The sequence below is a fragment of the Intrasporangium sp. DVR genome, from assembly GCF_040365325.1.
GTDB lineage: Bacteria > Actinomycetota > Actinomycetes > Actinomycetales > Dermatophilaceae > Intrasporangium.
This window is the reverse complement of the sequence record NZ_BAABZW010000028.1, coordinates 1-19,961: the sequence shown is the minus strand read 5'-3', so window position 1 is coordinate 19,961 and position 19,961 is coordinate 1. Positions and strand designations below refer to the sequence as shown.

The window sequence follows — 19,961 nt, the reverse complement described above, 5'->3', positions numbered from 1 at the left end:
GCCCATCCATCGCTCACAATGAGGTGAACGCATGTATCGCCCAGTCCTCGATTCGGTAGCCGGATCGATCTTCCTCACGGCCCTCGTGGCCATGCTCCCGTTGGTCACCCTGTTCGTGCTGCTCGGCGTCCTGCGCATCAGCGCGTGGAAAGCCGCACTCGCCTCGTTGGTCGTCTCGATCCTCGTCGCGATCGTGGCCTACACGATGCCCGTCGGCCAGGCGCTCATGGCGGGCGCCGAGGGGGCCGCGTTCGGGTTCTTCCCCATCCTCTGGATCGTCATCAATGCGATCTGGCTCTACAACATGACGGTCGTCACGGGGCACTTCGACGTCCTGCGGCGCTCCTTCGCCCGTGTCAGCGACGACCAGCGGATCCAGGCAGTCATCATCGCCTTCTGTTTCGGCGCGCTCCTCGAAGCGCTCGCCGGGTTCGGTACGCCGGTCGCCATCACGAGCGTCATGCTGATCGCCCTCGGCTTCCGGCCGATGAAGGCCGCCGTGGTGGCCCTCGTGGCCAACACCGCGCCGGTCGCGTTCGGTGCCCTCGCCGTGCCGATCACGACCCTCGCGACGGTCACCGGCCTTCCCGAGCACACGCTGTCGCAGATGGTGGGCCGACAGACGCCGCTCCTCGGCGTGTTCGTCCCGATGGCCCTCGTCTTCATCATCGACAAGGGCCGTGGCGTCAGGGCCACCCTGCCGGCCACCCTGGTCTGCGGCATCAGCTTCGCGCTGGCGCAGTTCGCCACGTCGAACTACCTCTCCACCCAGCTGACCGACATCGTCGCCGCGCTCGTGGGTGCCGTGTCCGTCGTGCTTCTCCTGCGCGTATGGCGTCCCGCGGCCTCGTACGCCGAGACGGAGGAGATGGCCACGGAGGCGCACGTCTCGGGCCGCTACGCCCGGACCGAGGATCGACTGATCAGTGGCACCCCCGCCGCTCACGCGGGTGGCTCGGACCACCCGATCGGTGCGGGCACCGGCACCGCACAGGAGCTGGCTGAGCGCGACCGCGGCCACGTCGACACGAAGGCCGACGTGTGGCGCGCCTACGCTCCATACCTCGTCATCATCGCCATCTTCAGCCTGAGCCAGCTCCCCGGGATCAAGGACGCCCTGGCCGCCCCCGGGACGCAGTTCAAGTGGCCGGGCCTCGACCTGCAGACCGCATCCGGGAAGCCGTCGACCCTCCCGACGTTCAAGTTCGGCTGGCTCAACGCGGCGGGCACGCTCATGCTCATCGCCGGGCTCGTCACGATCCCGATCATCGGCATCTCCCTGGCGAAGGCCTTCCGTGCCTACCTCGACACGTACCGACAGCTCGCGGCAGCCATCGTCACGGTCATGGCGGTCCTCGGCCTCGCCTACGTCATGAACGCGTCGGGCCAGACGGCGACGCTCGGCACGTGGATGGCCGGAGCCGGCGCGATCTTCGCCGTCATCTCCCCGATCCTCGGCTGGCTCGGCGTGGCCGTCACGGGCTCGGACACCTCGTCCAACTCGCTGTTCGGCGCGCTGCAGGTCTCGGCGGCAGCCAAGACCGGACTCGACCCGGTTCTCATGGCGGCGGCCAACTCCTCCGGTGGTGTCCTCGGCAAGATGATCTCGCCGCAGAACCTCGCGATCGCCGCAGCCGCGGTCGGCCTCTCGGGTCGAGAGGGTGACATCTTCCGGAAGGTTCTCGGCTGGAGCATCGGCTTCCTCGTCTTCATGTGCGTTCTCGTCTACCTGCAGTCCACGCCCGTCCTGTCGTGGATGGTGCCCTGACCCAGATCGAGTCGAGGCAGGCTTGGGTGTCCCGCTCGGCGACTGTCGAGCGGGACACCGACCGTGAGGAGAGGCTGGAGCAGATCGGGATGACGGGCGAGGCGCGAGATGGGCGGATGGGCGCCGAGGGTCAGGCACCCACCGGGCGCCGCAGTGGCGTGCAGGCGCTCGACCGCGCCTTCGAGCTCCTGGAGGCCATGGCGGACGCGGGCGGCATCGCCACCCTCTCGCAGCTCGCAGCCAGCACGGGCCTGCCGATGCCGACGATCCACCGGATCGTCCAGTCGCTCCTCGCGGGCGGATACGTCCGCAGGGAGGTGTCGCACCGATACGCGCTGGGGCCCCGCCTCATCCGACTGGGCGAGGTGGCGGGCCTGACCCTCGGCGCGCAGGCAATGCCGTACCTACGACGTCTGGCCGACCAGATCGGGGAGACCGCCAACCTCGCCATGCTCGAGGGTGACTCGGTCGTCTACGTCGCGCAGGCGCCGTCGCCCCACGCGATGCGGATGTTCACCGAGGTGGGGCGGCACGTCCTGCCCCACTGCACGGGGGTCGGCAAAGCTCTCCTCGCCGAGCTTCCCGTCGGGCAGGTCATCGACGTCGTGGGCCGCACCGGCCTGCCCGCGCGGACGGGGCACACGATCACCGACGTTGCGGCCCTGCTCGCCGAGCTCGATCGGGTGCGGGAGCAGGGGTATGCAGTCGACGACGGTGAGCAGGAAGTGGGGGTGCGCTGCGTCGCCGTGTCCCTCGTGCACGCGCCGGCGCTGCTCGCCCTCTCGGTGTCCGGTCCGTCGGGCCGCCTCACCCTCGACCGGGTCAAGGAGATCGCGCCGGTCCTCCGGGAGGTCGCGGACCGGCTCGTCCGGGACCTGGACGGCCGGTCCGGAGCCGGCCGGCGCCCGGCCTCACGGTGACGTGGGGCGCACTCGACGCCGACCCCGAGGCGGGGTCCGGCGTCACCACACGGTCCCGGGCGGCGGGACCGTGCGCGCCGGCCAACACGAGGAGCTGCTACTCGATGGCGTGGCTCGCAGCCACGGCGAGCTGGTCGACCAGCTCGTTCATCTCGTGGCCGGAATGCCCCTTCACCCAGTGGAACGCCACATCCCCGCGCTCGCTGACGGCCTCGACGAGGGGCTCCCACAGGTCGCGGTTGGCAACCGGCTTCTTCTGTGACGTGGTCCAGCCGCGCTCCAGCCAGCCGGCCCACCACGTGTCGCGGAAGCAGTTCACGACATAGGTCGAGTCGCTGACCACGACCAAGGGTCCGGCGAGCGCGGTGACGGCCTCGAGTGCTGCACGGATCTCCATCCGCTGGTTGGTGCTGGGCCGCTCTGAGCCGGACGCGTAGCGCTCACGATCGATCGCCCATGCCCATCCTCCGGGCCCGGGATTTCCGGAACAGGCTCCGTCGGTGTAGACGAAGGTTGCACCGTCGGGAGCAGCCATCGGCGCCTTCGCGCTCAGACGCGTGGTCGTGGTCCTGCCGTGGGTGATGCGGACCGGCGCCCGGTTCGCCGTCAAACCGGGGAGAGCCAGCTCGTGGCCGCAGTCCGCGTGCACCCACGCGGACCCGTCGCCGCCGGCGCCGACGATCTTGTCCCCGGGTCGAATCGGCGCATCGCAGCTCGCGCATCGCCCCGGATACCTGGCCAGCATCGCTCTCCTCCTGGATCAGTCGACTCGGGGTGGGCTGGATGGCGTGCACAGCCTGCCACCCGATCTGCGGCTCCGAGAGTAGCGTTGACCCAGGCACCAACGACCCTCCTCTTCCGCTGGACCCGTCACGGGTGACCTCGCCGAGACGCAGGTGACCCATGGCCGGAAGTGAGCCGATCCCCTCGTGTGCGGGTTGCGCGCGGCGGCGTGTTGCAGGGCGCTCCGCCCGGCATGGTGCGGTGACGCGGACACTGTCTCCAGGGTCGAGGAAGCCTTCGTCGGCGGATGTCACAGAGCCGGGCAGCCGTTCGACGTACGAACGACAGCAACGCCAAAGCAACGAGTAGGAGCAATCAACATGCCGCGATTCATGGGATTCGTGCGAATGGAAGAGGGCATCGGCACGCCCCCGCAGGCGCTGTTCGACGCGATGGACACCCACATCGGGGAACGGGCCGCCATGGGTGTCTTCCTCGACGGCGGCGGTCTGTACGGCACTGAGGACGCCGTGAACTTCGTGGCCCGCCAGGGCAAGGTCACCCGGGTCGACGGACCGTACGCCGAGGCCAAGGAGGTCGTCGGCGGCTGGGCCATCATGCAGTACGACAGCCTCGAGGAGGCGGTCGCCGATCAGCAGGAGTTCGCGGAACTGCACGCGAAGTACTGGCCGGAGGCCACCGTCATCTCGACCCTGCGCCAGATCTCCACGGGCCCGGAGGCGCCCGCCGACTGAGCGCACCTCACGACACCCCCGTCGTGCTGGCGGCAACGCCGTGGGCCACGCCGACCGTCCGTCGGACCTGGCACACTGCCGTGGCATGACGTCCGAACCGCAGACGGCCTTGCAGCAGCCGGACCACTACGACGCCTTCGCTGATGCGTACTCGCGAGCGACCGAGAACGGCCTGTTCACCCGGTGGTACGCCCGGCCGGCGGTGCTGGACCTGCTCGGTGACGTCGCCGGCCGCAGGGTCCTGGACGCTGGCTGCGGTTCCGGGCCGCTCCTGGCCGACCTGAGGGAGAGAGGGGCGAGCGTGGCTGGGTTCGACGCGAGCCCGGCGATGGTCCGGCTCGCGCGGGAGCGGCTCGGAGACGCGGCCGACCTGAAGGTGGCCGACCTGAGCCAGCCGATTCCCTACGACGCCGGCTCCTTCGACGATGCGTTGGCCGTGCTCGTGCTGCACTACCTGGAGGACTGGTCGCGCCCGCTGGCCGAGCTGCGCCGGGTGCTGCGGCCCGGCGGTCGGCTCGTCGTGGTGGTCAACCACCCGGTCATCCCGCCGGTGATGTACCCCGAGGTGAACTACTTCGCGACCGTGCCGAACGAAGAGGAGTACGACTTCGACGGCGTCTGCGCGACCCTGACGATCTGGTACCGCTCGCTGAGCGCGATGTCGGAGTCGTTCACCGCCGCGGGCTTTCGGATCTCGGCGATCTGCGAGCCGCCGGTGTCGCCCGATACGCCGCCCGAGCTGCTGCCCCAGGGCGAACCCGACCCCACCCATTTCATCGGGTTCATCTTCTTCGCCCTCGAGGCCCCCTCGTAGCTTCGGCCGGCCAGGCAGGGATGATCGAGGGCAGCCGCGAGAAGGGACATCGGTATGGCCAGGTTGGTGTTCGGAATGAACCAGTCCTTGGACGGCTACGTCGACCACACGGCGTTCGCGCCGGGCCCCGCGCTGTTCTGCCATTTCATCGAGCAGACCGAGGCGCAGACGGGCTGCGTCTACGGCCGTGAGATGTACGAGGTCATGCGTTACTGGGACGACGAGCGTCCCGACTGGGATGCGGAGGAGCAGGCGTACGCGGCCGCATGGCGCAACCTCCCGAAGTGGGTCGTGTCGCGCTCGCTCGTGTCGGTCGGCCCCAACGCCACGCTCGTCGGGGACGAGGTCGAACGGGTGATCTCAGACCTCAAGGAGACGCGCGAGGGAGAGATCGGAGTCGCCGGGCCGACCCTCGCCGACAGCCTCAGCCGGCTCGGACTGGTGGACGAGTTCCGCATCTACCTGCACCCGGTGGTGGTGGGGCATGGCAAGCCGTTCTTCGCCGGACCTCGCCCGCCGCTTCGCCTGCTTTCGAGCGAGCAGCTCGCCGAAGACGTGATCAGGTTGTCGTACGTTCCCCGCTGACCTTCCGTCGAGCTGCCGCTGTATGAGCCGGAGCCACCTCCCGCGACGACGGCCGGCAGGAGATCTTCTCGGCAGCCGCTGCACCACTGGCGCCACGACGAGTCCATTGGCACGCTGGAAGTCGGTCGAGCGCAAGATCGTCGCTCACGATGGCAGGAGGGACGCCGTGCCAGAGCTACTCGTCGACTTCATCACCTCACTCGACGGCTACGGGGCCGCCGAGGGATGGCCGGGCTGGTGGGGGGTGGAGGGCCCCGAGTACCTCGGCTGGCTGCAGCAGCAGCCGGACGATCCCATCATCCTCATGGGTGCCACCACCTACCGCCTCATGGACGAGCTGGCCCGTGGGGGTGAGCCCGGGACCGAGGCCTTGGCAGCACGGTCGAAGGTGGTCTTCTCGAGCACCTTGAGCGAGCCGCTTGACTGGGCGAACACGCAGCTCGTGTCGCGCGACCCGATCGAGGTTGTTCGTGAGATGAAGTCCTCGGGCACCCGGCCGTTGACCACGCTGGGCAGCCTGACTCTCTGCCGCGCGCTGCTCATGGCTGGGCTCGTTGATCGTTTCCGGGTGGGTGTCTTTCCCGTCATCACTGGCAGCACTGGGACAGACCGGATCTACGACGGGTACCCGGACGTGGCCCTCGACCTCGTCGAGAGCCGCACCTTCGACGGTCGCATCCAGCTGCTGGAATACATCCCCAGGGTGCTCTCCGCACCGCCGGCAACCACCAACCCGAACGTCACCGCGTAGGGTCGCGGACGGTAGGCCCCGGGCCGTCCTCCGCCGTCGTCAGTCCGCGAAGACAGACCTCCACTGACCGTGTCACGGCCGAGAACGGTCAGTCCGAGGTCGGTGAAGAAGGCGATCGTCGCGTCGAGGTCGCGCACGGCGATCCCGACGTTCTCGAGCTTCACGGGCATACCGTCAACGCTACGGCGTCACCAGCGCGCCCTGACCTCCTCGGCCGACCCGAAGACGTCGGTGACCGTGATCCACGCGCCATTCTCGTCGCGCACGCGCCCGGACCACGTGCCGAGGAGCTGCCTCGCCGTGGACGCACCGACCTTGGCGTCGCGGGAGGACGACCGGGTGTGTTGGGGCGTGAAGGTCAGCTCGACGGCGTCGCCGCGCACCCGCCAGGGAGTGAGCTCGTCGTCCAGGGCATAGTCCCAGGTCAGCTCTTCGCTCAGCTTGCTGACTCGACCGTCGACGACCAGGGCGTTGGGCGCCGACCCGGTGCCGTCGCTCCACCGTCCGCCGACGTGGAAGCCGACGGCGTGCCCGTCGGTGACACCCGACCCCGTCCCCGACGTCCAGGCCAGGGCGCGCGGCCAGCGCCCCCGGCCGTGGTCATGGGTCGCCCAGGACACGCCGGCCGGCAACGGCTCGGGCCGCCCGTCGACGTAGACCGTGCCCTCGGCAGGCCGGGCGACGTCCTTGACCGTGTACAGGAAGCGCCTCCGGCTCCACGGCACGACGACGCCCAGACACTCGTGGCGCTCGGGGCGATGGGCGAGGATGTCGACCCGGATCCGGTCGCCGACAGCGCGCAGGCGGGTGCCGCCCTCGACCTCGTCGATGTCGATCCGCACCGGGAGGGTCCGGGCCCGCACCGAGCCGCGGCCGAGGGTGCCGGGGATGGCGACGGAGCCGCCGAGGACACCCACGGAGTCGTGCGTGATCTCGTCGCCGGACCGGCGGTCCAGGAGCCAGATCCCTTGCAGGGAAGCGTAGTCCACGTCGGAGACGGACAGGCCGACGACGTGCGTCGCCGTCACGACCGTCCACTGCTCCCACCGGCGCGTGCGTCCCCAGGCGCGGGGTCCGCGGCCGATCCCGTCGGTGACGACGAGAGGCGTGCGGGTCCACCCCACGGCGTCGTCGTTGAGGTGCCCGTCCGGGAGCGTCAGGAGCACCGGTGCGGTGATCTCGCGCTCGGGGAGCGGACGGTGCGTGATGGCTTGCGGGAGGGGGGCTTCAGCCACGGACGAACTCTATGTCGCCCGCCTCCGCGGTCCGCGCCGGGGGCACCGAACGGTCCTACCTCCGCGGACATGCTGGGCTCGCCGATGAGGGCGCCGCGCGTGCCACCACTGTGCCCATGCCGTGAGTGAGCGCGACTGTCCAGCGAGCCCAGCGGCATACGGGATTCGGCGTATGCCGCTGAGCCGGCTCCGGCGCGTACCGGCCCTCACGTGGTGGCTCGCATTGTGCCCCAATGGGATCCCGTCGCAGGTGACGTGGAATATTTCAGGCGCCGTTCACCGGTGAACACACCAGGAGGTAACGCCCGTGAAGAGCCATGAACTGACGGCCCTGCCAACCCATGAGTTGGCCTCCCTCGCCCGCACGGCACGAGCAGCCAGGACGGGAACGCGCATCACGTTCTCCCCCAAGGTGTTCATCCCTCTGACGCGCCTGTGCCGTGACAGCTGCGGTTACTGCACGTTCGCAACGGCACCACGCCATCTGGACGAGCCGTACCTGACGCCCGAGAAGGTCCTCGGCATCGCAAGCGCAGGGGCTGCCGCAGGCTGTCACGAGGCGCTGTTCACACTCGGCGAGCTTCCTGAGCTTCGCTACCCGCAGGCGCAACGCTGGCTCGCAGCCCGCGGCTACGTCTCCACCGTGGACTACGTTGCCGCGATGTGCCGGCTGGTGCTGGAGGAGACGGGGCTGTTGCCCCACGTGAATGCAGGCGCGATCAGTCCGGACGATCTCGCGCTCCTGAGGCAGAGCGCGCCCTCCCAGGGAATGATGGTGGAGTCGCTGCGGGACGATCTCCCCGCGCATCGTGGGGCGCCGGACAAGATCCCGGCCAGACGCCTCGCCACGCTCGAGTCGGCCGGAAGGCTGCGCATCCCCTTCACGACGGGCATCCTCGTGGGCATCGGGGAAAGGGAGGCCGATCGCGTCGACGCCCTGACCGCCATAGCCGCCTCCCATCGGCGACACGGCCACATCCAGGAGGTGATCATCCAGAACTTCCTGCCAAAGCCCGACACAGCCATGAGGGGTGTGCCGCCGTGCCCACCCGAGGCACACCTCCGGGCGGTGGCGCTGGCACGCCTGGTGTTACCCGCCGATGTGCACGTCCAGGCGCCACCCAACCTCGCCGATCAGGACGGCCTGCGCACGTTGCTCGACGCCGGCCTGGACGACTGGGGTGGGGTCTCCCCGATCACGATCGACCACGTGAACCCCGAGCGGCCTTGGCCGGCGATCGAGGCCCTCAAGGCGGTGACCGAGGAGGCCGGTCTTTCTCTCGCACCCCGCCTGACCGCCTACCCGGAGTTCGTCCTTCGCCGCGACCACTGGATCGACGAGTCACTGCATTTCGCGGTCCTCGACCGTTCCGACGCAGAGGGCCTCGGCAGAGACGACCCGGGGTCCATCTGGCCGGAAGACCGCAGGACCGCAGCCAACGTCGGCCCGGGCGACGAGGTCATCCAAGCTGAGCGACGCTCAACGGGGTGGTACTCCGGCGCCGACGTTGACCCGATGCGCCTCATCCCCGGCACGGCGTTCGCGGGCGGCGCGGTCGGCGAGGTCCTGCAAGGCGTGCGGCTGGCCCAGGTGCCCGGCGAGGCCGAACTGGCAGTCCTGTTCGGAGCCCGCGGCGCAGAGGTCGCGGCTGTCGCGCAGCTCGCGGACGACCTGCGGGCCGAGGCGGTGGGGGATGACGTGACATTCGTCGTCAACGGCAACATCAACTACACCAACGTCTGTACGTTTCGGTGCAGCTTCTGCGGCTTCTCCAAGGGTCCGCTCTCGCTCAACCTGCGTGGACGGCCCTACCTGCTCACGCTCGACGACGTCGCCGAGCGCGCGGTGGAGGCGTCCCAGCGGGGCGCGACAGAGGTGTGCCTCCAAGGCGGCATCCATCCGACCTTCGATGGCGAGTTCTATCTCGACGTGGTCGGCGCAGTGAAGCAGGCGGCGCCCGATCTGCACATCCACGCCTTCACCGCCCTCGAGGTGCATGAAGGAGCACGGCGCCTCGGAGAACCCGTCGAGGACTACCTGCGCCGACTCAAGGCAGCCGGCCTGGCCTCCCTCCCCGGAACCGCCGCCGAGATACTCGACGACGAGATCCGCGGGGTCCTGTGTCCCGACAAGATCACCACGGACGAGTGGCTCGACGTCCATCGCGCGGCTCATCGGGTCGGGCTGCGCAGCAACATCACCATCATGTTCGGCTCGGTCGAGCAACCGCTGCACTGGGCGCGACACCTGGTGCGGACCCGGGATCTCCAGCGGGACACGGGGGGATTCACAGAGTTCGTGCCGCTTCCGTTCGTCCACATGGCCGCACCCATCTACCTCAAGGGGCGGGCGCGTCGCGGACCGACGTGGCGCGAGACGGCTCTCATGCATGCCGTCGGCCGCATCGCGTACCACGGGCTCGTCGACAACGTGCAGGCGTCCTGGGTCAAGCTGGGGGTCAACGGGGTTGCCCAACTCCTCGCGGCCGGCGTGAACGACGTCGGCGGCACGCTGATGGACGAGAACATCAGCCGTGCCGCCGGCGCCGCTCACGGGCAGGTCCTGGACGACGCCGACTTTCGCGAGATCGGTGAGATCGCGGGGCGTCCCGTGCGTCCACGAACCACCCTTTACGGCAGGCCGAGCGGCGAGTGACAGCCGACCACGGGGCGCAACCACGATGAGCCGGTGAGCGACGCGACCGCCACTTCTGCACCGGCGCCGGACCTGATCCCGGGCGGGCGGCAGGCTCCTGCAACCCGAACTTCGTGCCACGCCTGGGCCATCGATCGCAGCGTTCCAGTGGCCTAGGTTCGCCCTTGTCGGGGATGGCTGCGGTCTCTCCGACGGCACGAATCACCAATGGACGAAAGGAAGTTCGATGAATACCAGCCTCACTCAGCAACTGCTCGATGGCTACACCGCGTATGCCTCGCCCATGGACATCCAGCGAGAGTCCCTCGCCGACACGGATCTCGCCAGCGTCGGCACGTCGATCAGCCTCAGCGTCAGCGTCAGCTACTCGCTGTCCGTTTCGTGGTCCTGGTCCTGGACCTGACCGGCTGACGGCGTCGGGTCGGGTGTCACGACAACTGACACCCGACCCGACGCCGGGACCTCCCATCCTTCCACGAAAGGCCGCCATGAACGAGACCGTGCACCGGCTGCTAGAGCTGCTGCAGGGCAGCGAACCCGTGCCGCCGGCGGCCGCCGCCGAGCTGGCGAGCCCAGAGCATCCGCGCAACCAGCTGGGGGCGCTGGCCCAAGTCTTCGAGGGTGTCCGGCGCAGTTCCCCGGTCCCAGGCCGAGCACAACAACGCACCGGCGATCTCACTGTCATCCCCGTCAGCACGTCGATGGGGGTTCAGGCCGACCTCTTCATCACGACGGCCCAGCAGGGCGCCCTGGATGGACTGCGCATCGAGGCCCGGCCGCAGGAGGTGACGACGCCGGACGACCTGCGACGCGAGCTGAGGCGAATCGACCCGGGCGCCTCGGTGGTGGTTGACGGCCCCCGGATCGACGACGACGGCCGAGTCAAGGCCGTGGCCTCATTGGCCAAGATCTTCGTCCTGGCCACGGTTCTGCAGGACGTGGAGGAGGGTCGGCTGCACCTTGACGACACCCGAGTCGTCACTCACCAAGACATCTCGTCGTCCAGCGCCGGGCTCGGCGCGGACCACGTCGGATCGCGACTCACCGTGGGCGAGCTCGCCCAACTCATGGTGCTGCGATCGGACAACACGGCGACCGACATCCTCATCGACCTGGTCGGACTCGACCGGCTGGTGCACACAGCAGTTGCCTTTGGCGTCCCGCCCGAGGATGCCTGCCGGTTCAAGCGGACACGTGATATCTGGGGAGGGCCACCCGCCACCGGCCCTCGCGCTCCTGTGCACACCGACGGCCACGACTACTTCGTCCCGCTGCGCGCGGTCACCACGGCGATGCACCACTTGGCGACGCGACCCTGGCTGCCCTGGCCCCCGTCGCCCGAGGGCGATGCCAGAGAACCGATCCTCTACAAGGGTGGCTCGGCCCCGGGTGTGCTGGCAGCGGTCTGGCGCTCGGGGCCCCCGCTCTCCGGCATCGCCGTGGCCATCGCCGTGAACGCAGAGCGAGAGCTGGGCCTACTCGAGGAGATCCACGTCTTCAGCTGCGCAGAGCGGCTCGTCACGGAGCTGACGACCTCCCGGCGCCACACGCCGCCAGCAGCCGGAACCCACCAAGCCCGCACTGAGAGGCACCTCGATGTCCACTGATCTGCTCGCCGGGAAGCGTCACGCCGGCCGCAACACGATCTACGTCGTCGCTGAAGAGGACGGCTTGGCCTTGGCGAAGCGATTCGACGGGCCCGATGTCGACCGCGACCGACGCTTCAGCAACACCGTGGACTGGGAGAAGGTGCAGGCCATCCGGGGCGACGACTTCTCCCCCCGCCTGCTGCGGACCGACCCGGTTGAGAGGCGCGTGTGGTTTCCCTACCTGGACTCGGCCGAGACGTTGCAGTCGCAGATCGAGGGCCGCACGTCGTGGAGCGCGGTCTCCGACGTCCTGCGAGACTGTGGCCGCCGCCTGGGTGACGTGCACTCGCTCACGGGACAGAGCCTCATCCTCGATCTGTTCACCGCCCGGCCCGCCCTCTCAGAGCCTCCGGACCCCCTGGCCATGTTCCACGCCATCAGCGGGCAGCAGTACGCCGAAGCGAGCGGTGGTGAGTTGGAGTGCTGGGCCCTCTTCCACCACGACCATGAGCTCCGGAGTGCCCTTCAGGCCTGGATGGAGGACCAGGGTCAAGACCCCGCGATAGCGCCCATCCATGGCGATCTGCGACCCGACCAGTTCCTCATCGACGGCTCGCGCGTTCACATCATCGACTGGGAGGAGTGGACGCTCGGCCCGACCACGAGGGACCTCGCGGGCATGGTGGGGGCCCTGGTCTTCGACGCGCTGCACGGCGCCTTCGTCCGGGCAGCAGCTGCCACGGGCGGGGTGGGTGAGGTCCACGCCAATGTCCTCGCTCGGGCGGGGGAGGCCCTCGCTGAGGTGAGCGTGGCCACGGGCGCATTCCTTGAGGGATACGCCGCTGCGTCACCCCACCCTGTCGACCCTGTCCGCCTTGGGCGCGCGATCGGTTGGGCCCTGCTCGAGCGGGTCCTCGCCCGCGCAGTGTTCTCCCACCGGCTCACCACCATCGACAAGGCGGTCGCGGGCATCGGGCGGCAGGCCCTGATCGATCCGGACTCGGCGACCGCGCTCGTGCATCAGGAGGCTGAAGATGTCCCTGCTTGAACCACAGCTCGCGCCCTCCGTCGAAGAGGCGCAGGACCCACGCTCGCGCTCGGCCGAAGCGATCGCCCGCCTCTTTGCCATCGACGTGCCCTCACGCGTCATAGGCGTGGGTGGCCATCACATCCAGCTGCCCGGCGGTCACCTGGACGTATCAGGGCTGACCAGATGGTTGTACGGCATTCTCCACGCCGGCAACGAGGCGGTGTTCGCGCAAGCGTCGAGTCTGCCCGACGTCGACTTCGAGGACGAGGTGCGCCAGCGTGTCGACGACGTGGGGGTCCTGGTACCCGCCGTGGTGACTCGCGACGCTGCCGGCGACATCGAGCAGGTCGAGGTGCACCGGGTGAGACTTGATGCCTCCTCAACCATCGTGACCGAAGGTCCGGACCGGTCCTATGTGCGCCTGCCCAGCCTCAGGCCGCGCCTGTCTCCCGGATTCTTCATGATGGTGAACGACCGTGGATCGTTCGACCCGGCACTGGGCCCCTTGGTGAGGTACTACGTCGGCTGTCGCGACCCGCACGAGGCGCTGGACCAGTGGGCGACCGCGGTGGCGGCGTTGCAGACGACGCGCTCGTCGTTCCGGACCAAGATCCTGTCTCGGCGCGCCGCCTTCCCCCGCAACGACGCGCTGGTGTTCTACGCCCAGGCCGAGGACCGCGCAGTCCTCGAGACACTCCTGGGCGTGTTCGGGGAGACCATTGAAGGCGCCACCGAAGGATCCCCGCTGTGTGCCGCGCTGTCACCGGCACTACGCACCGCCGACGAGCCGTTCGACCTGAGGGGTCAGCCGGGACGCAGCTTCGGGGAGCACCGCTGCTCGCTGATGGCCGAAGCCGTGGCCAGCTCGCTCGAATCACCAGGCGACACCCTCGCCGAGCATCTGCGTCGGCTGTGCCTGGAAGCGAACGTCGACCCGGACGACGTCGCACGCAACCGCGACCGAAACAAGGCTCGCATGGGGGCGGGCTGATGGACTATTCCGTCCTCTTCCCCCAGCAGCCGGCGGACCCCCGTGCCATTGATGTGTTCGCTGGCGTCGTCCGCCACCACCGACTCAGCCGGCTCTGGATGGGGCAATCCTTCGCCATCGAGTCGCACCTGGCCCTGGCTGCCTCGGGCGCAGACGGCGTCGGCGTACCTGTCGGCATCGGCACTGCCCTCGCGGCGCTGCGGTCCCCGTACGACGCGGCCATGCAGGCCCGCTCGCTGGCGGCCGTCATCCGTCAGCCGGTGGCCGTTGCCTACGGCGCGGCCGATCCTGAGTTCGTGTCCTCGGTCTCCGGGTCCGCGCTGTCCCGGCCGGCGGCCTACACGGCAGAGTACTGCCGCCTCGTCCGCGCGCTGGTCGACGGGCATGTTGCCACTAGTACCGCAGACCGGCTGCAGATGAACGCCGTGCTACCGCCGCTGGACCACCCACGGGTGGACATCGGCACCGGTGTGCTGCGTCCGGGGATGGCGAGGAAGTCTGCGTCGGTGGCGGACTTCGTCATCACGTGGCTGACGCCGGAGCACTACCTTCGCGAGACCCTGATCCCCGCTCTCACGCGCCCCGACGGGACCCGGCCACGGCTGGTCGCCCACGTGCACTGTGCCGTCGACCGCCCCGGCCGCAATGCGCGGCTGCTGGCTCAGGTCGGCTGCTCAGGTCACCTCAGCCGGCCCCATTACGTGTCCATGCTCCGGTCAGCGGGCCTCGACATCGACGTCAGCGATCCCGTCTCCGGGGCGCGAATGCTGGTTCAACACGGGGTCATCGCCATCGGGTCGGCCGTTGAGATCGCCGAACGTCTCGACGGGTTCGCGGCCAGCGGAGTCGACGAAGTCGTCATCAACGCCACGGCCGTGGCGCTCACTCACGGTGACACCGCTGCTGTCGATGACCTCGAAGAGATCGCAGCGTCCCTCAGGAAAGGAACATCGCATGACTGACCAGGCTCCCTTCGTCCCGGTGCTGGTGCTCGCCCTGGCATTCGTCGGCTACTGCTACATCGACCTGGCAGGCTCCGGTCCGACTCGACATCTGCCCAAGCGGGCTTGGGCGGTCCTCTGTCTCATCACCATTCCCCTGGGTGGCATCGCCTACCTGGTGTTCGGTCGGTCCCCCCGTCATGCAGCGTGAGCCCGTCATCGTCGAGCTGCGCGACGTGACTGTCGACTTCGCAGGACTGCGGGCGCTCGCCGGCGTCAGTTGCACCATTGCAGGCCAAGGGGTCTGCGGTCTCATCGGTACCAACGGAGCCGGCAAGACGACGTTGATTCACGCCGCCGTCGGCCTACGTGAGGTCAACAGCGGCGAAGTCGTTGTCCAGGGTGATCCGGAAGCCGTGGCCTACTGCCCGGACACGCCCAACTTCGACCCATACCTGACAGCCGCGGAAGTACTCCAGGAGTCCGCTCGCCTAGGTGCTCCCGCCAGGCGTCGCCGCCTCGAACCAGAAACGCTCCTCGACGAGGTCGGGCTGGCGGAGGCTGGACACCGCAGGGTGGGCGGATTCTCGCGAGGAATGTTGCAGCGCCTCGGCATTGCCGCCGCACTGAGCCGCGACCCGGCCGTGCTGATCCTCGACGAGCCGACCAGCGCCCTCGACCCCCTCGGACGCGAGGCGGTCTTGAGCCTCATTGCGCAGCTGGGCACACGGATGATGGTGGTCTTCTCCAGCCACGTCCTCGAGGACGTCGACCGCGTCGCGACCCACCTCCTGGTTCTCAACCGCGGAAACCTCGTGTACGCCGGCGAACGCGCCGGTTTCGGCGGCACGGCTCCCTCCGACACCCTCACGCTGGAGCTGGCGCATGGGATCGCGGCCCTCACTGAGGAGCTGGATCGTGCCGGCTTGAGCTGGCAACAGGGCTCAGGCCCGCGCCAGGTAGTTGTCGGAGCCGCAGCCCTACCCCTGCTCCTCGAGCGCATCGGGCGAGAACCCGGGTCCTTGGTCGAGCTGGCGCGCAGGGACTCCCTGCTCACCGAGTTCATCAAGCGCATCGCCGCCTGAAAGGACGTGATGACATTGGTCTTCCACCTGCGCCGCTGGTTTCGGTCACAGCGATTCCTCGTGGTTCTGGCGCTGTTTGTGTTCTCCGGCGTGACGGCCCCCCTGCTGGCCGCCAACCTCGCTGACATCCTGGCCAGCCTCGACAGCGATCAAGGCATCGCCGTCGTTGCCGCGGATCCGACCTGGGAGAGTCTCCTCGGCGCCTATTTCAAGAACGCTTCTCAACTGGTCCTGCTCGTGGTGTGCTTCGTCGTGGGCTCCATGGTCCACCTGGGTCCGACCCCAGCTCACCGGATCCACTACCTCACACGGGTCTCGCGCAGGGGCCAGCTGTTGCTGCCGCGCCTCCTGAGCTCGGTCCTGGTCGTGTCGCTGGGCGCCGTCTGCGGGGCGGGTGTGGCTCTCTACGAGACGACGGCCCTCGTCGGAGATACCCAGGTCCGGCAGGCGCTGCTCGCCCTGGGGGTGCAGTCCGCGGGCATGATCCTGTGGGCTGCGGTCGCCGGGGCCCTGGCCTTTGCCACCGGCAGCCCGTTCATCAGTGCCCTGGCCATCTCGGGGTCGGTGCTGATCTCGGAGCTACTGGGCAGCGTCGCGGCCGTCCGCGACTGGGCGCCGACCAGGATGCTGGCTCCTCACAGTCTGCTCGACGCAGGGGGAGACCTTGCCGACTATGCCCGACCCGCTGCCGCCCTCGTCGTGCTCGTCGTCGTGGTGGTGACGGTGGCTGCGATCCCGCGTACCGTGACCGCCCGCCACGGCTCAGCGCGTCCCGCGGATGCTGGGGGCGATCGCAGGACTCCCCAAGCAGTGGCAGCCGCCATACCAACCCACCCGATGCCGTACGAGCGGGCGTCCCGCGCTGGATCGGCCCGCCTATCAGGAAGGCCATGATGGAGACCATGTCGCCCGCATCCCTGCAGCGAGGCCGCACGCGCGAGCCCGCTGCTCCCGCGATCGAGATTTTTGGGGTGTCCAAGTCGTTCGGAGAGGGCCGGCTCGCCCTCGACGACGTCAGCCTCACGGCGCAGCCCGGGGAGGTGCTTGGTCTCCTCGGCCACAACGGCGCCGGCAAGACCACCTTGGTCCGGCTGATGGCCGGCCTGCTCCGCCCGACGTCGGGACGCATCGAGGTCCTGGGCCACGACCCGGTCGAGAGTGGCAGCTTCGTGCGGAGCCGGCTCGGCGTTCTTCCGTCCGGCGGCCTGCTCGACTTCCGGCTCACGGCACGGGAGAACCTCGAGTTCGCCGCTGCGCTCTTCGACCTCCGTCCTGAGCTGGGGCACCGCGCTCAGGACATGCTGGACGAGTTCGGATTGAGCGAGCGGGCGGACGAGCGCGTTGCCACGTTCAGCCAAGGGATGAAGCAGCGCCTGGGCCTGGCCCGGGTCCTCCTACCAGAACCACGGGTTCTCCTGCTCGACGAGCCGACCTCCGCACTCGACCCGGTCGCCGCCCGTGATGTGCGCGAACTCATCCGGCAGCAGAGCCGCGACCGTGAGGTGACCGTGGTCGTCTGCACCCATGACCTCGTCGAGGCCGCTGAGATCTGCGACCGGGTGATCATCCTCAACCAAGGGAGCTGCCTCGCTCAAGGTCCGCCCGCGCAGCTCGCGAGCAGCGTCGCAATCACCGGAGCGATCGAACTCGAAGTGCATCCAGACGACCTGGAGCGCGCCCGCGTGGCCCTGACCGGGTTGACCGTGCGCCGGTACGACGCCACCCGCCTCCACGTGACCGTGCAGGCCCAGGTCGACGTCCCCGGCATGGTCGTCGACCTGGTCACGGCCGGTGTCCGTATCCAGGCAGTCCGTCCACCCCGGGCCACCCTGGAAGACCTCTACCTGTCTCTCCACGGGGCCACGGGGGCGGCCGCAACCGCCTCGTCTCCCCAGGAACAAGGAGCTCCGTCATGAACTGGCGCGCAGTCAAGGCCATCGCGAGACGGGACCTGCAGGTCGTCGCGCGCAACGGTGCGGTCCTCGGACCCATGATCGCCGTCCCAGTCATCCTCCTCGTGGTGCTCTCGGCCGTCACCTTTGCCGCCAGCCGCTCCACTGCAGTGCCCGACGCCTTCAGCAACTTCCTGCAGGCCCTCCCCGAGGGCGCTGTCCAGGGTCTTCAGGGAACTCCAGGACAACGGCTGGCGGTGCTGCTCGCGACGTATGTCGTTCCGCCGCTCACGGTTGTCATTCCCTTGATGGCGGCCTCGGTCCTGGCAACCGACGCCATCGCCGGCGAGCGTGAGCGCAGCACCATCGAGGGCTTGATGCTCTCCCCGGTGACCGAACAGGAGATCCTCGTCGGCAAGATCCTCGGCGCCCTGGTGCCCGCGGTGACTCTCGGCCTGCTCTGCCATCTGACGTACGCCGTCGTGGTGGACATCATGATGTGGCCGTCCTTTGGGGGCCTGGTCCTGCCGACGGCAGCGTGGCTCCTTACCGTGTTGTGGTTCGGGCCGGCCTTCACCGTGTCTGCACTCGGCCTCATCGTGATCGTCTCTGCACGCGCGAAGAGTGTTCAGGGTGCCTATCAGGTCTCGGGCATCTGCGTGCTTCCCCTGATCATGCTGACGATCGGTCAGGGGACCGGCGTCGTGGTCCTGGTGTGGTGGGTGGCGCTCGCCGCCGGTGCTCTGCTGTGGGCCGCCGCCTACGTGTTGATCCGCCTCGGTGCCCGTGCCATGTCCCGCGAGCAACAGCTCGTGACTCTCGGATGATCCCCAGCCGGACGCTCGAGAGCGTGGCTGAGGCTGGTCCCCTCCTTGCGGATCATGGTGTGTCCCGGGCCGTTTTGGTGGTCGACACGGAGCTGGAGCACAGCGCGACAGCTGACGCACTACGCCTGCCCCTGGCAAGGTCAGGCGTCTCAGTGCAGGTCCACCCGGTCAGCGGCCCAGGGACGCTGACGGGGGCGTTGGAGTTGGGCAGACGCCTCGAGGACGCCGACGCGGTCATCGCGCTCGGCGGCGGTTCCGTCATGGATCGGGCGAAGGCCGCGGTGATTGCCGGGTCATTGCAGGAGGCCGCAACGTCGGCCGAGCCGGGACATCGCCCCGGAGCGCTTGTCGTTACACCCCGGGATGCCATGCGCATGCCGATTGTCGCGGTACCGACCACCATTGGCACCGGCAGCGAGCGCAGCGCCAATACCGTGGTCGAAGCACACGACGGACGCGTACTCGTCTCCTGCCCCGCGATAAAGCCAGCCATCGTCGCACGTGATCCCCGTGGCACCCGTGGGCTCGGTGCCGGCGCCGTCGTCGCCGGGACGTTCGAGGCGCTGTGCAGGACGCTGGCGCCGTACGTGGGCTCGGCTGCCGATCGGGCGGAGGCCGATGAGCTCGCCCTCGCCGTCGCGACTCGGTTGGTCAGGCTGGGTGAGCGGGTGGTCGACGACCCGGCCACGGTTGAGGACGACACCCTTCGCCTGGAACTCAGTCGGCTCAGCGGGCTGAGCCACACCAGTTCCATGCACCGTGGCCGCAGTCCGTTCGCCTACAAGGCTTGGTATGTCAGCCACGAGCTCAGCTGGCTGTCGGGGGCCAGCAAGTCTCAGGCGCTCGCAGTGACGCTGCCTGCTGTCTGGGCAGCGGTGGCGCAGGGAGATAGCCAATGGGGTGACACCGCGCGGGCAGATTCCGCCGGGGCGGTCCTGGGCCGGGCGACGACTGACGCGCGCAGGGGGGCGCACCTCAGCCTGGCCCTCCTCGCCCGTGATTGGGGGGTTGTTCCCACGTTCCGGCAGCCCGTGGCGCCGGGTGAGCTGGCACAGCGGGTCCACGCCCGGTGGGCCGTCGGCCTGCCGCACATGAGTACGGTCTCGGCCGCATCTTTGGCCCGGGTCTCGGAGCGGATCCTCACGCCGGAAAGCCACACGTAGCTCCCGGCTCCGTCGCCTGCACCGCCAGGGCCCCCGCGACCATGGTCACGGGGGCCCTCCCTGCAGTCGATGTCACCAGCAGATGCCGCACACCGCATCAGGCGGCGCCAGTTCGCCCGGTACCCCGACGGCAACCGACGACCAGAGCTGAATTGTCACTGCAACAACGAGATTGAGCACGGTTCGATTCTCCCCGACTAGGGCGTGTCTCCCTTATGTGCGTAGCCAGGTGAGGA

At 69.0% G+C, this 19,961-nt stretch carries 20 protein-coding genes and 1 pseudogene; 18 read left to right on the top strand and 3 right to left on the bottom strand.

All coding sequences use genetic code 11. The features are described 5' to 3' along the window. The first annotated feature begins 31 nt into the window (after positions 1–31). Complete coding sequence (locus tag ABWV20_RS18010; protein WP_353357639.1) at positions 32–1,768, top strand: L-lactate permease; 1,737 nt, start codon at positions 32–34, stop codon at positions 1,766–1,768. A 116-nt stretch (positions 1,769–1,884) separates the two neighbouring features. Continuing rightward, positions 1,885–2,688, top strand: coding sequence for an IclR family transcriptional regulator (locus ABWV20_RS18005; RefSeq protein WP_353357651.1), 804 nt, complete (start codon positions 1,885–1,887; stop codon positions 2,686–2,688). A 97-nt stretch (positions 2,689–2,785) separates the two neighbouring features. Here the strand turns inward: ABWV20_RS18005 and ABWV20_RS18000 are convergent, their stop codons facing one another. Further along, positions 2,786–3,433 carry a ribonuclease H family protein gene (locus tag ABWV20_RS18000; protein WP_353357637.1) on the bottom strand — a complete coding sequence of 216 codons (648 nt, stop codon included), beginning with the start codon at positions 3,431–3,433 and terminating at the stop codon, positions 2,786–2,788. 370 nt (positions 3,434–3,803) lie between these two features. Here ABWV20_RS18000 and ABWV20_RS17995 point away from each other — a divergent pair, with 370 nt between their 5' ends. From ABWV20_RS17995 to ABWV20_RS17980, 4 genes are all read left to right on the top strand, one after another. After that, entirely contained in the window at positions 3,804–4,166 is a 363-nt protein-coding gene (locus tag ABWV20_RS17995) for a YciI family protein (protein WP_353357635.1), read from the top strand. An 85-nt stretch (positions 4,167–4,251) separates the two neighbouring features. After that, positions 4,252–4,980, top strand: coding sequence for a class I SAM-dependent methyltransferase (locus ABWV20_RS17990; RefSeq protein ID WP_353357633.1), 729 nt, complete (start codon positions 4,252–4,254; stop codon positions 4,978–4,980). A 75-nt stretch (positions 4,981–5,055) separates the two neighbouring features. After that, entirely contained in the window at positions 5,056–5,565 is a 510-nt protein-coding gene (locus tag ABWV20_RS17985) for a dihydrofolate reductase family protein (protein WP_353357631.1), read from the top strand. Positions 5,566–5,731: 166 nt separating this feature from the next. Then, complete coding sequence (locus tag ABWV20_RS17980) at positions 5,732–6,316, top strand: dihydrofolate reductase family protein (protein ID WP_353357629.1); 585 nt, start codon at positions 5,732–5,734, stop codon at positions 6,314–6,316. A 59-nt stretch (positions 6,317–6,375) separates the two neighbouring features. On the opposite strand, the pseudogene ABWV20_RS17975 reads toward ABWV20_RS17980, so the two are convergent. Beyond that, positions 6,376–6,486: pseudogene (locus ABWV20_RS17975) on the bottom strand (VOC family protein); the annotation flags it as partial. A gap of 18 nt (positions 6,487–6,504) precedes the next feature. Beyond that, positions 6,505–7,551, bottom strand: coding sequence for a DUF2804 domain-containing protein (locus ABWV20_RS17970; protein WP_353357627.1), 1,047 nt, complete (start codon positions 7,549–7,551; stop codon positions 6,505–6,507). A 307-nt stretch (positions 7,552–7,858) separates the two neighbouring features. Here ABWV20_RS17970 and ABWV20_RS17965 point away from each other — a divergent pair, with 307 nt between their 5' ends. The 12 genes from ABWV20_RS17965 (at position 7,859) to ABWV20_RS17910 (ending at position 19,725) form a co-directional block, all read left to right on the top strand. Beyond that, on the top strand, positions 7,859–10,207 hold the full coding sequence (locus ABWV20_RS17965; protein WP_353357625.1) for a bifunctional FO biosynthesis protein CofGH: 2,349 nt from the start codon (positions 7,859–7,861) through the stop codon (positions 10,205–10,207). Positions 10,208–10,433: 226 nt separating this feature from the next. Continuing rightward, complete coding sequence (locus ABWV20_RS17960; RefSeq protein WP_353357623.1) at positions 10,434–10,610, top strand: hypothetical protein; 177 nt, start codon at positions 10,434–10,436, stop codon at positions 10,608–10,610. An 85-nt stretch (positions 10,611–10,695) separates the two neighbouring features. Beyond that, positions 10,696–11,814 (top strand): serine hydrolase, encoded by a 1,119-nt coding sequence (locus ABWV20_RS17955; RefSeq protein ID WP_353357621.1) that lies wholly within the window; start codon positions 10,696–10,698, stop codon positions 11,812–11,814. Beyond that, the gene (locus tag ABWV20_RS17950) at positions 11,804–12,844 is read left to right on the top strand and encodes a phosphotransferase (RefSeq protein ID WP_353357619.1); all 1,041 of its coding nucleotides are present in this window, start codon (positions 11,804–11,806) and stop codon (positions 12,842–12,844) included. Before ABWV20_RS17955 ends, ABWV20_RS17950 begins: the two co-directional genes overlap by 11 nt. Further along, complete coding sequence (locus ABWV20_RS17945; RefSeq protein ID WP_353357617.1) at positions 12,831–13,817, top strand: T3SS effector HopA1 family protein; 987 nt, start codon at positions 12,831–12,833, stop codon at positions 13,815–13,817. The genes ABWV20_RS17950 and ABWV20_RS17945 overlap by 14 nt, the downstream gene beginning before the upstream one ends. Further along, a complete protein-coding gene (locus tag ABWV20_RS17940) occupies positions 13,817–14,779 on the top strand; it encodes an LLM class flavin-dependent oxidoreductase (RefSeq protein ID WP_353357615.1) in 963 nt (320 codons plus the stop codon). Before ABWV20_RS17945 ends, ABWV20_RS17940 begins: the two co-directional genes overlap by 1 nt. Beyond that, the gene (locus tag ABWV20_RS17935) at positions 14,772–14,969 is read left to right on the top strand and encodes a PLDc N-terminal domain-containing protein (protein ID WP_353357613.1); all 198 of its coding nucleotides are present in this window, start codon (positions 14,772–14,774) and stop codon (positions 14,967–14,969) included. The genes ABWV20_RS17940 and ABWV20_RS17935 overlap by 8 nt, the downstream gene beginning before the upstream one ends. Next, complete coding sequence (locus ABWV20_RS17930) at positions 14,959–15,843, top strand: ABC transporter ATP-binding protein (RefSeq protein ID WP_353357611.1); 885 nt, start codon at positions 14,959–14,961, stop codon at positions 15,841–15,843. The genes ABWV20_RS17935 and ABWV20_RS17930 overlap by 11 nt, the downstream gene beginning before the upstream one ends. Positions 15,844–15,933: 90 nt before the next feature. Then, positions 15,934–16,737: a hypothetical protein gene (locus ABWV20_RS17925; protein ID WP_353357609.1), complete on the top strand. Its 804-nt coding sequence runs from the start codon at positions 15,934–15,936 to the stop codon at positions 16,735–16,737. A gap of 8 nt (positions 16,738–16,745) precedes the next feature. Next, on the top strand, positions 16,746–17,759 hold the full coding sequence (locus ABWV20_RS17920) for an ABC transporter ATP-binding protein (protein ID WP_353357607.1): 1,014 nt from the start codon (positions 16,746–16,748) through the stop codon (positions 17,757–17,759). Continuing rightward, positions 17,756–18,562 carry an ABC transporter permease subunit gene (locus ABWV20_RS17915; protein WP_353357605.1) on the top strand — a complete coding sequence of 269 codons (807 nt, stop codon included), beginning with the start codon at positions 17,756–17,758 and terminating at the stop codon, positions 18,560–18,562. The genes ABWV20_RS17920 and ABWV20_RS17915 overlap by 4 nt, the downstream gene beginning before the upstream one ends. After that, on the top strand, positions 18,559–19,725 hold the full coding sequence (locus ABWV20_RS17910; protein ID WP_353357603.1) for an iron-containing alcohol dehydrogenase: 1,167 nt from the start codon (positions 18,559–18,561) through the stop codon (positions 19,723–19,725). The genes ABWV20_RS17915 and ABWV20_RS17910 overlap by 4 nt, the downstream gene beginning before the upstream one ends. Positions 19,726–19,961 lie beyond the last annotated feature (236 nt).

Excerpts from the sequence above, each read along its gene's own strand:
- ABWV20_RS18010 (WP_353357639.1), top strand. The coding sequence starts at position 32 with ATGTATCGCCCAGTCCTCGATTCGGTAGCCGGATCGATCTTCCTCACG.
- ABWV20_RS17960 (WP_353357623.1), top strand. The coding sequence starts at position 10,434 with ATGAATACCAGCCTCACTCAGCAACTGCTCGATGGCTACACCGCGTAT.
- ABWV20_RS17990 (WP_353357633.1), top strand. The coding sequence starts at position 4,252 with ATGACGTCCGAACCGCAGACGGCCTTGCAGCAGCCGGACCACTACGAC.
- ABWV20_RS17950 (WP_353357619.1), top strand. The coding sequence starts at position 11,804 with ATGTCCACTGATCTGCTCGCCGGGAAGCGTCACGCCGGCCGCAACACG.
- ABWV20_RS17920 (WP_353357607.1), top strand. The coding sequence starts at position 16,746 with ATGTCGCCCGCATCCCTGCAGCGAGGCCGCACGCGCGAGCCCGCTGCT.
- ABWV20_RS17910 (WP_353357603.1), top strand. The coding sequence starts at position 18,559 with ATGATCCCCAGCCGGACGCTCGAGAGCGTGGCTGAGGCTGGTCCCCTC.
- ABWV20_RS17995 (WP_353357635.1), top strand. The coding sequence starts at position 3,804 with ATGGGATTCGTGCGAATGGAAGAGGGCATCGGCACGCCCCCGCAGGCG.
- ABWV20_RS18000 (WP_353357637.1), bottom strand. The coding sequence starts at position 3,433 with ATGCTGGCCAGGTATCCGGGGCGATGCGCGAGCTGCGATGCGCCGATT.
- ABWV20_RS17935 (WP_353357613.1), top strand. The coding sequence starts at position 14,772 with ATGACTGACCAGGCTCCCTTCGTCCCGGTGCTGGTGCTCGCCCTGGCA.
- ABWV20_RS18005 (WP_353357651.1), top strand. The coding sequence starts at position 1,885 with ATGGGCGCCGAGGGTCAGGCACCCACCGGGCGCCGCAGTGGCGTGCAG.
- ABWV20_RS17985 (WP_353357631.1), top strand. The coding sequence starts at position 5,056 with ATGAACCAGTCCTTGGACGGCTACGTCGACCACACGGCGTTCGCGCCG.
- ABWV20_RS17945 (WP_353357617.1), top strand. The coding sequence starts at position 12,831 with ATGTCCCTGCTTGAACCACAGCTCGCGCCCTCCGTCGAAGAGGCGCAG.
- ABWV20_RS17955 (WP_353357621.1), top strand. The coding sequence starts at position 10,696 with ATGAACGAGACCGTGCACCGGCTGCTAGAGCTGCTGCAGGGCAGCGAA.
- ABWV20_RS17930 (WP_353357611.1), top strand. The coding sequence starts at position 14,959 with ATGCAGCGTGAGCCCGTCATCGTCGAGCTGCGCGACGTGACTGTCGAC.
- ABWV20_RS17940 (WP_353357615.1), top strand. The coding sequence starts at position 13,817 with ATGGACTATTCCGTCCTCTTCCCCCAGCAGCCGGCGGACCCCCGTGCC.
- ABWV20_RS17915 (WP_353357605.1), top strand. The coding sequence starts at position 17,756 with ATGAACTGGCGCGCAGTCAAGGCCATCGCGAGACGGGACCTGCAGGTC.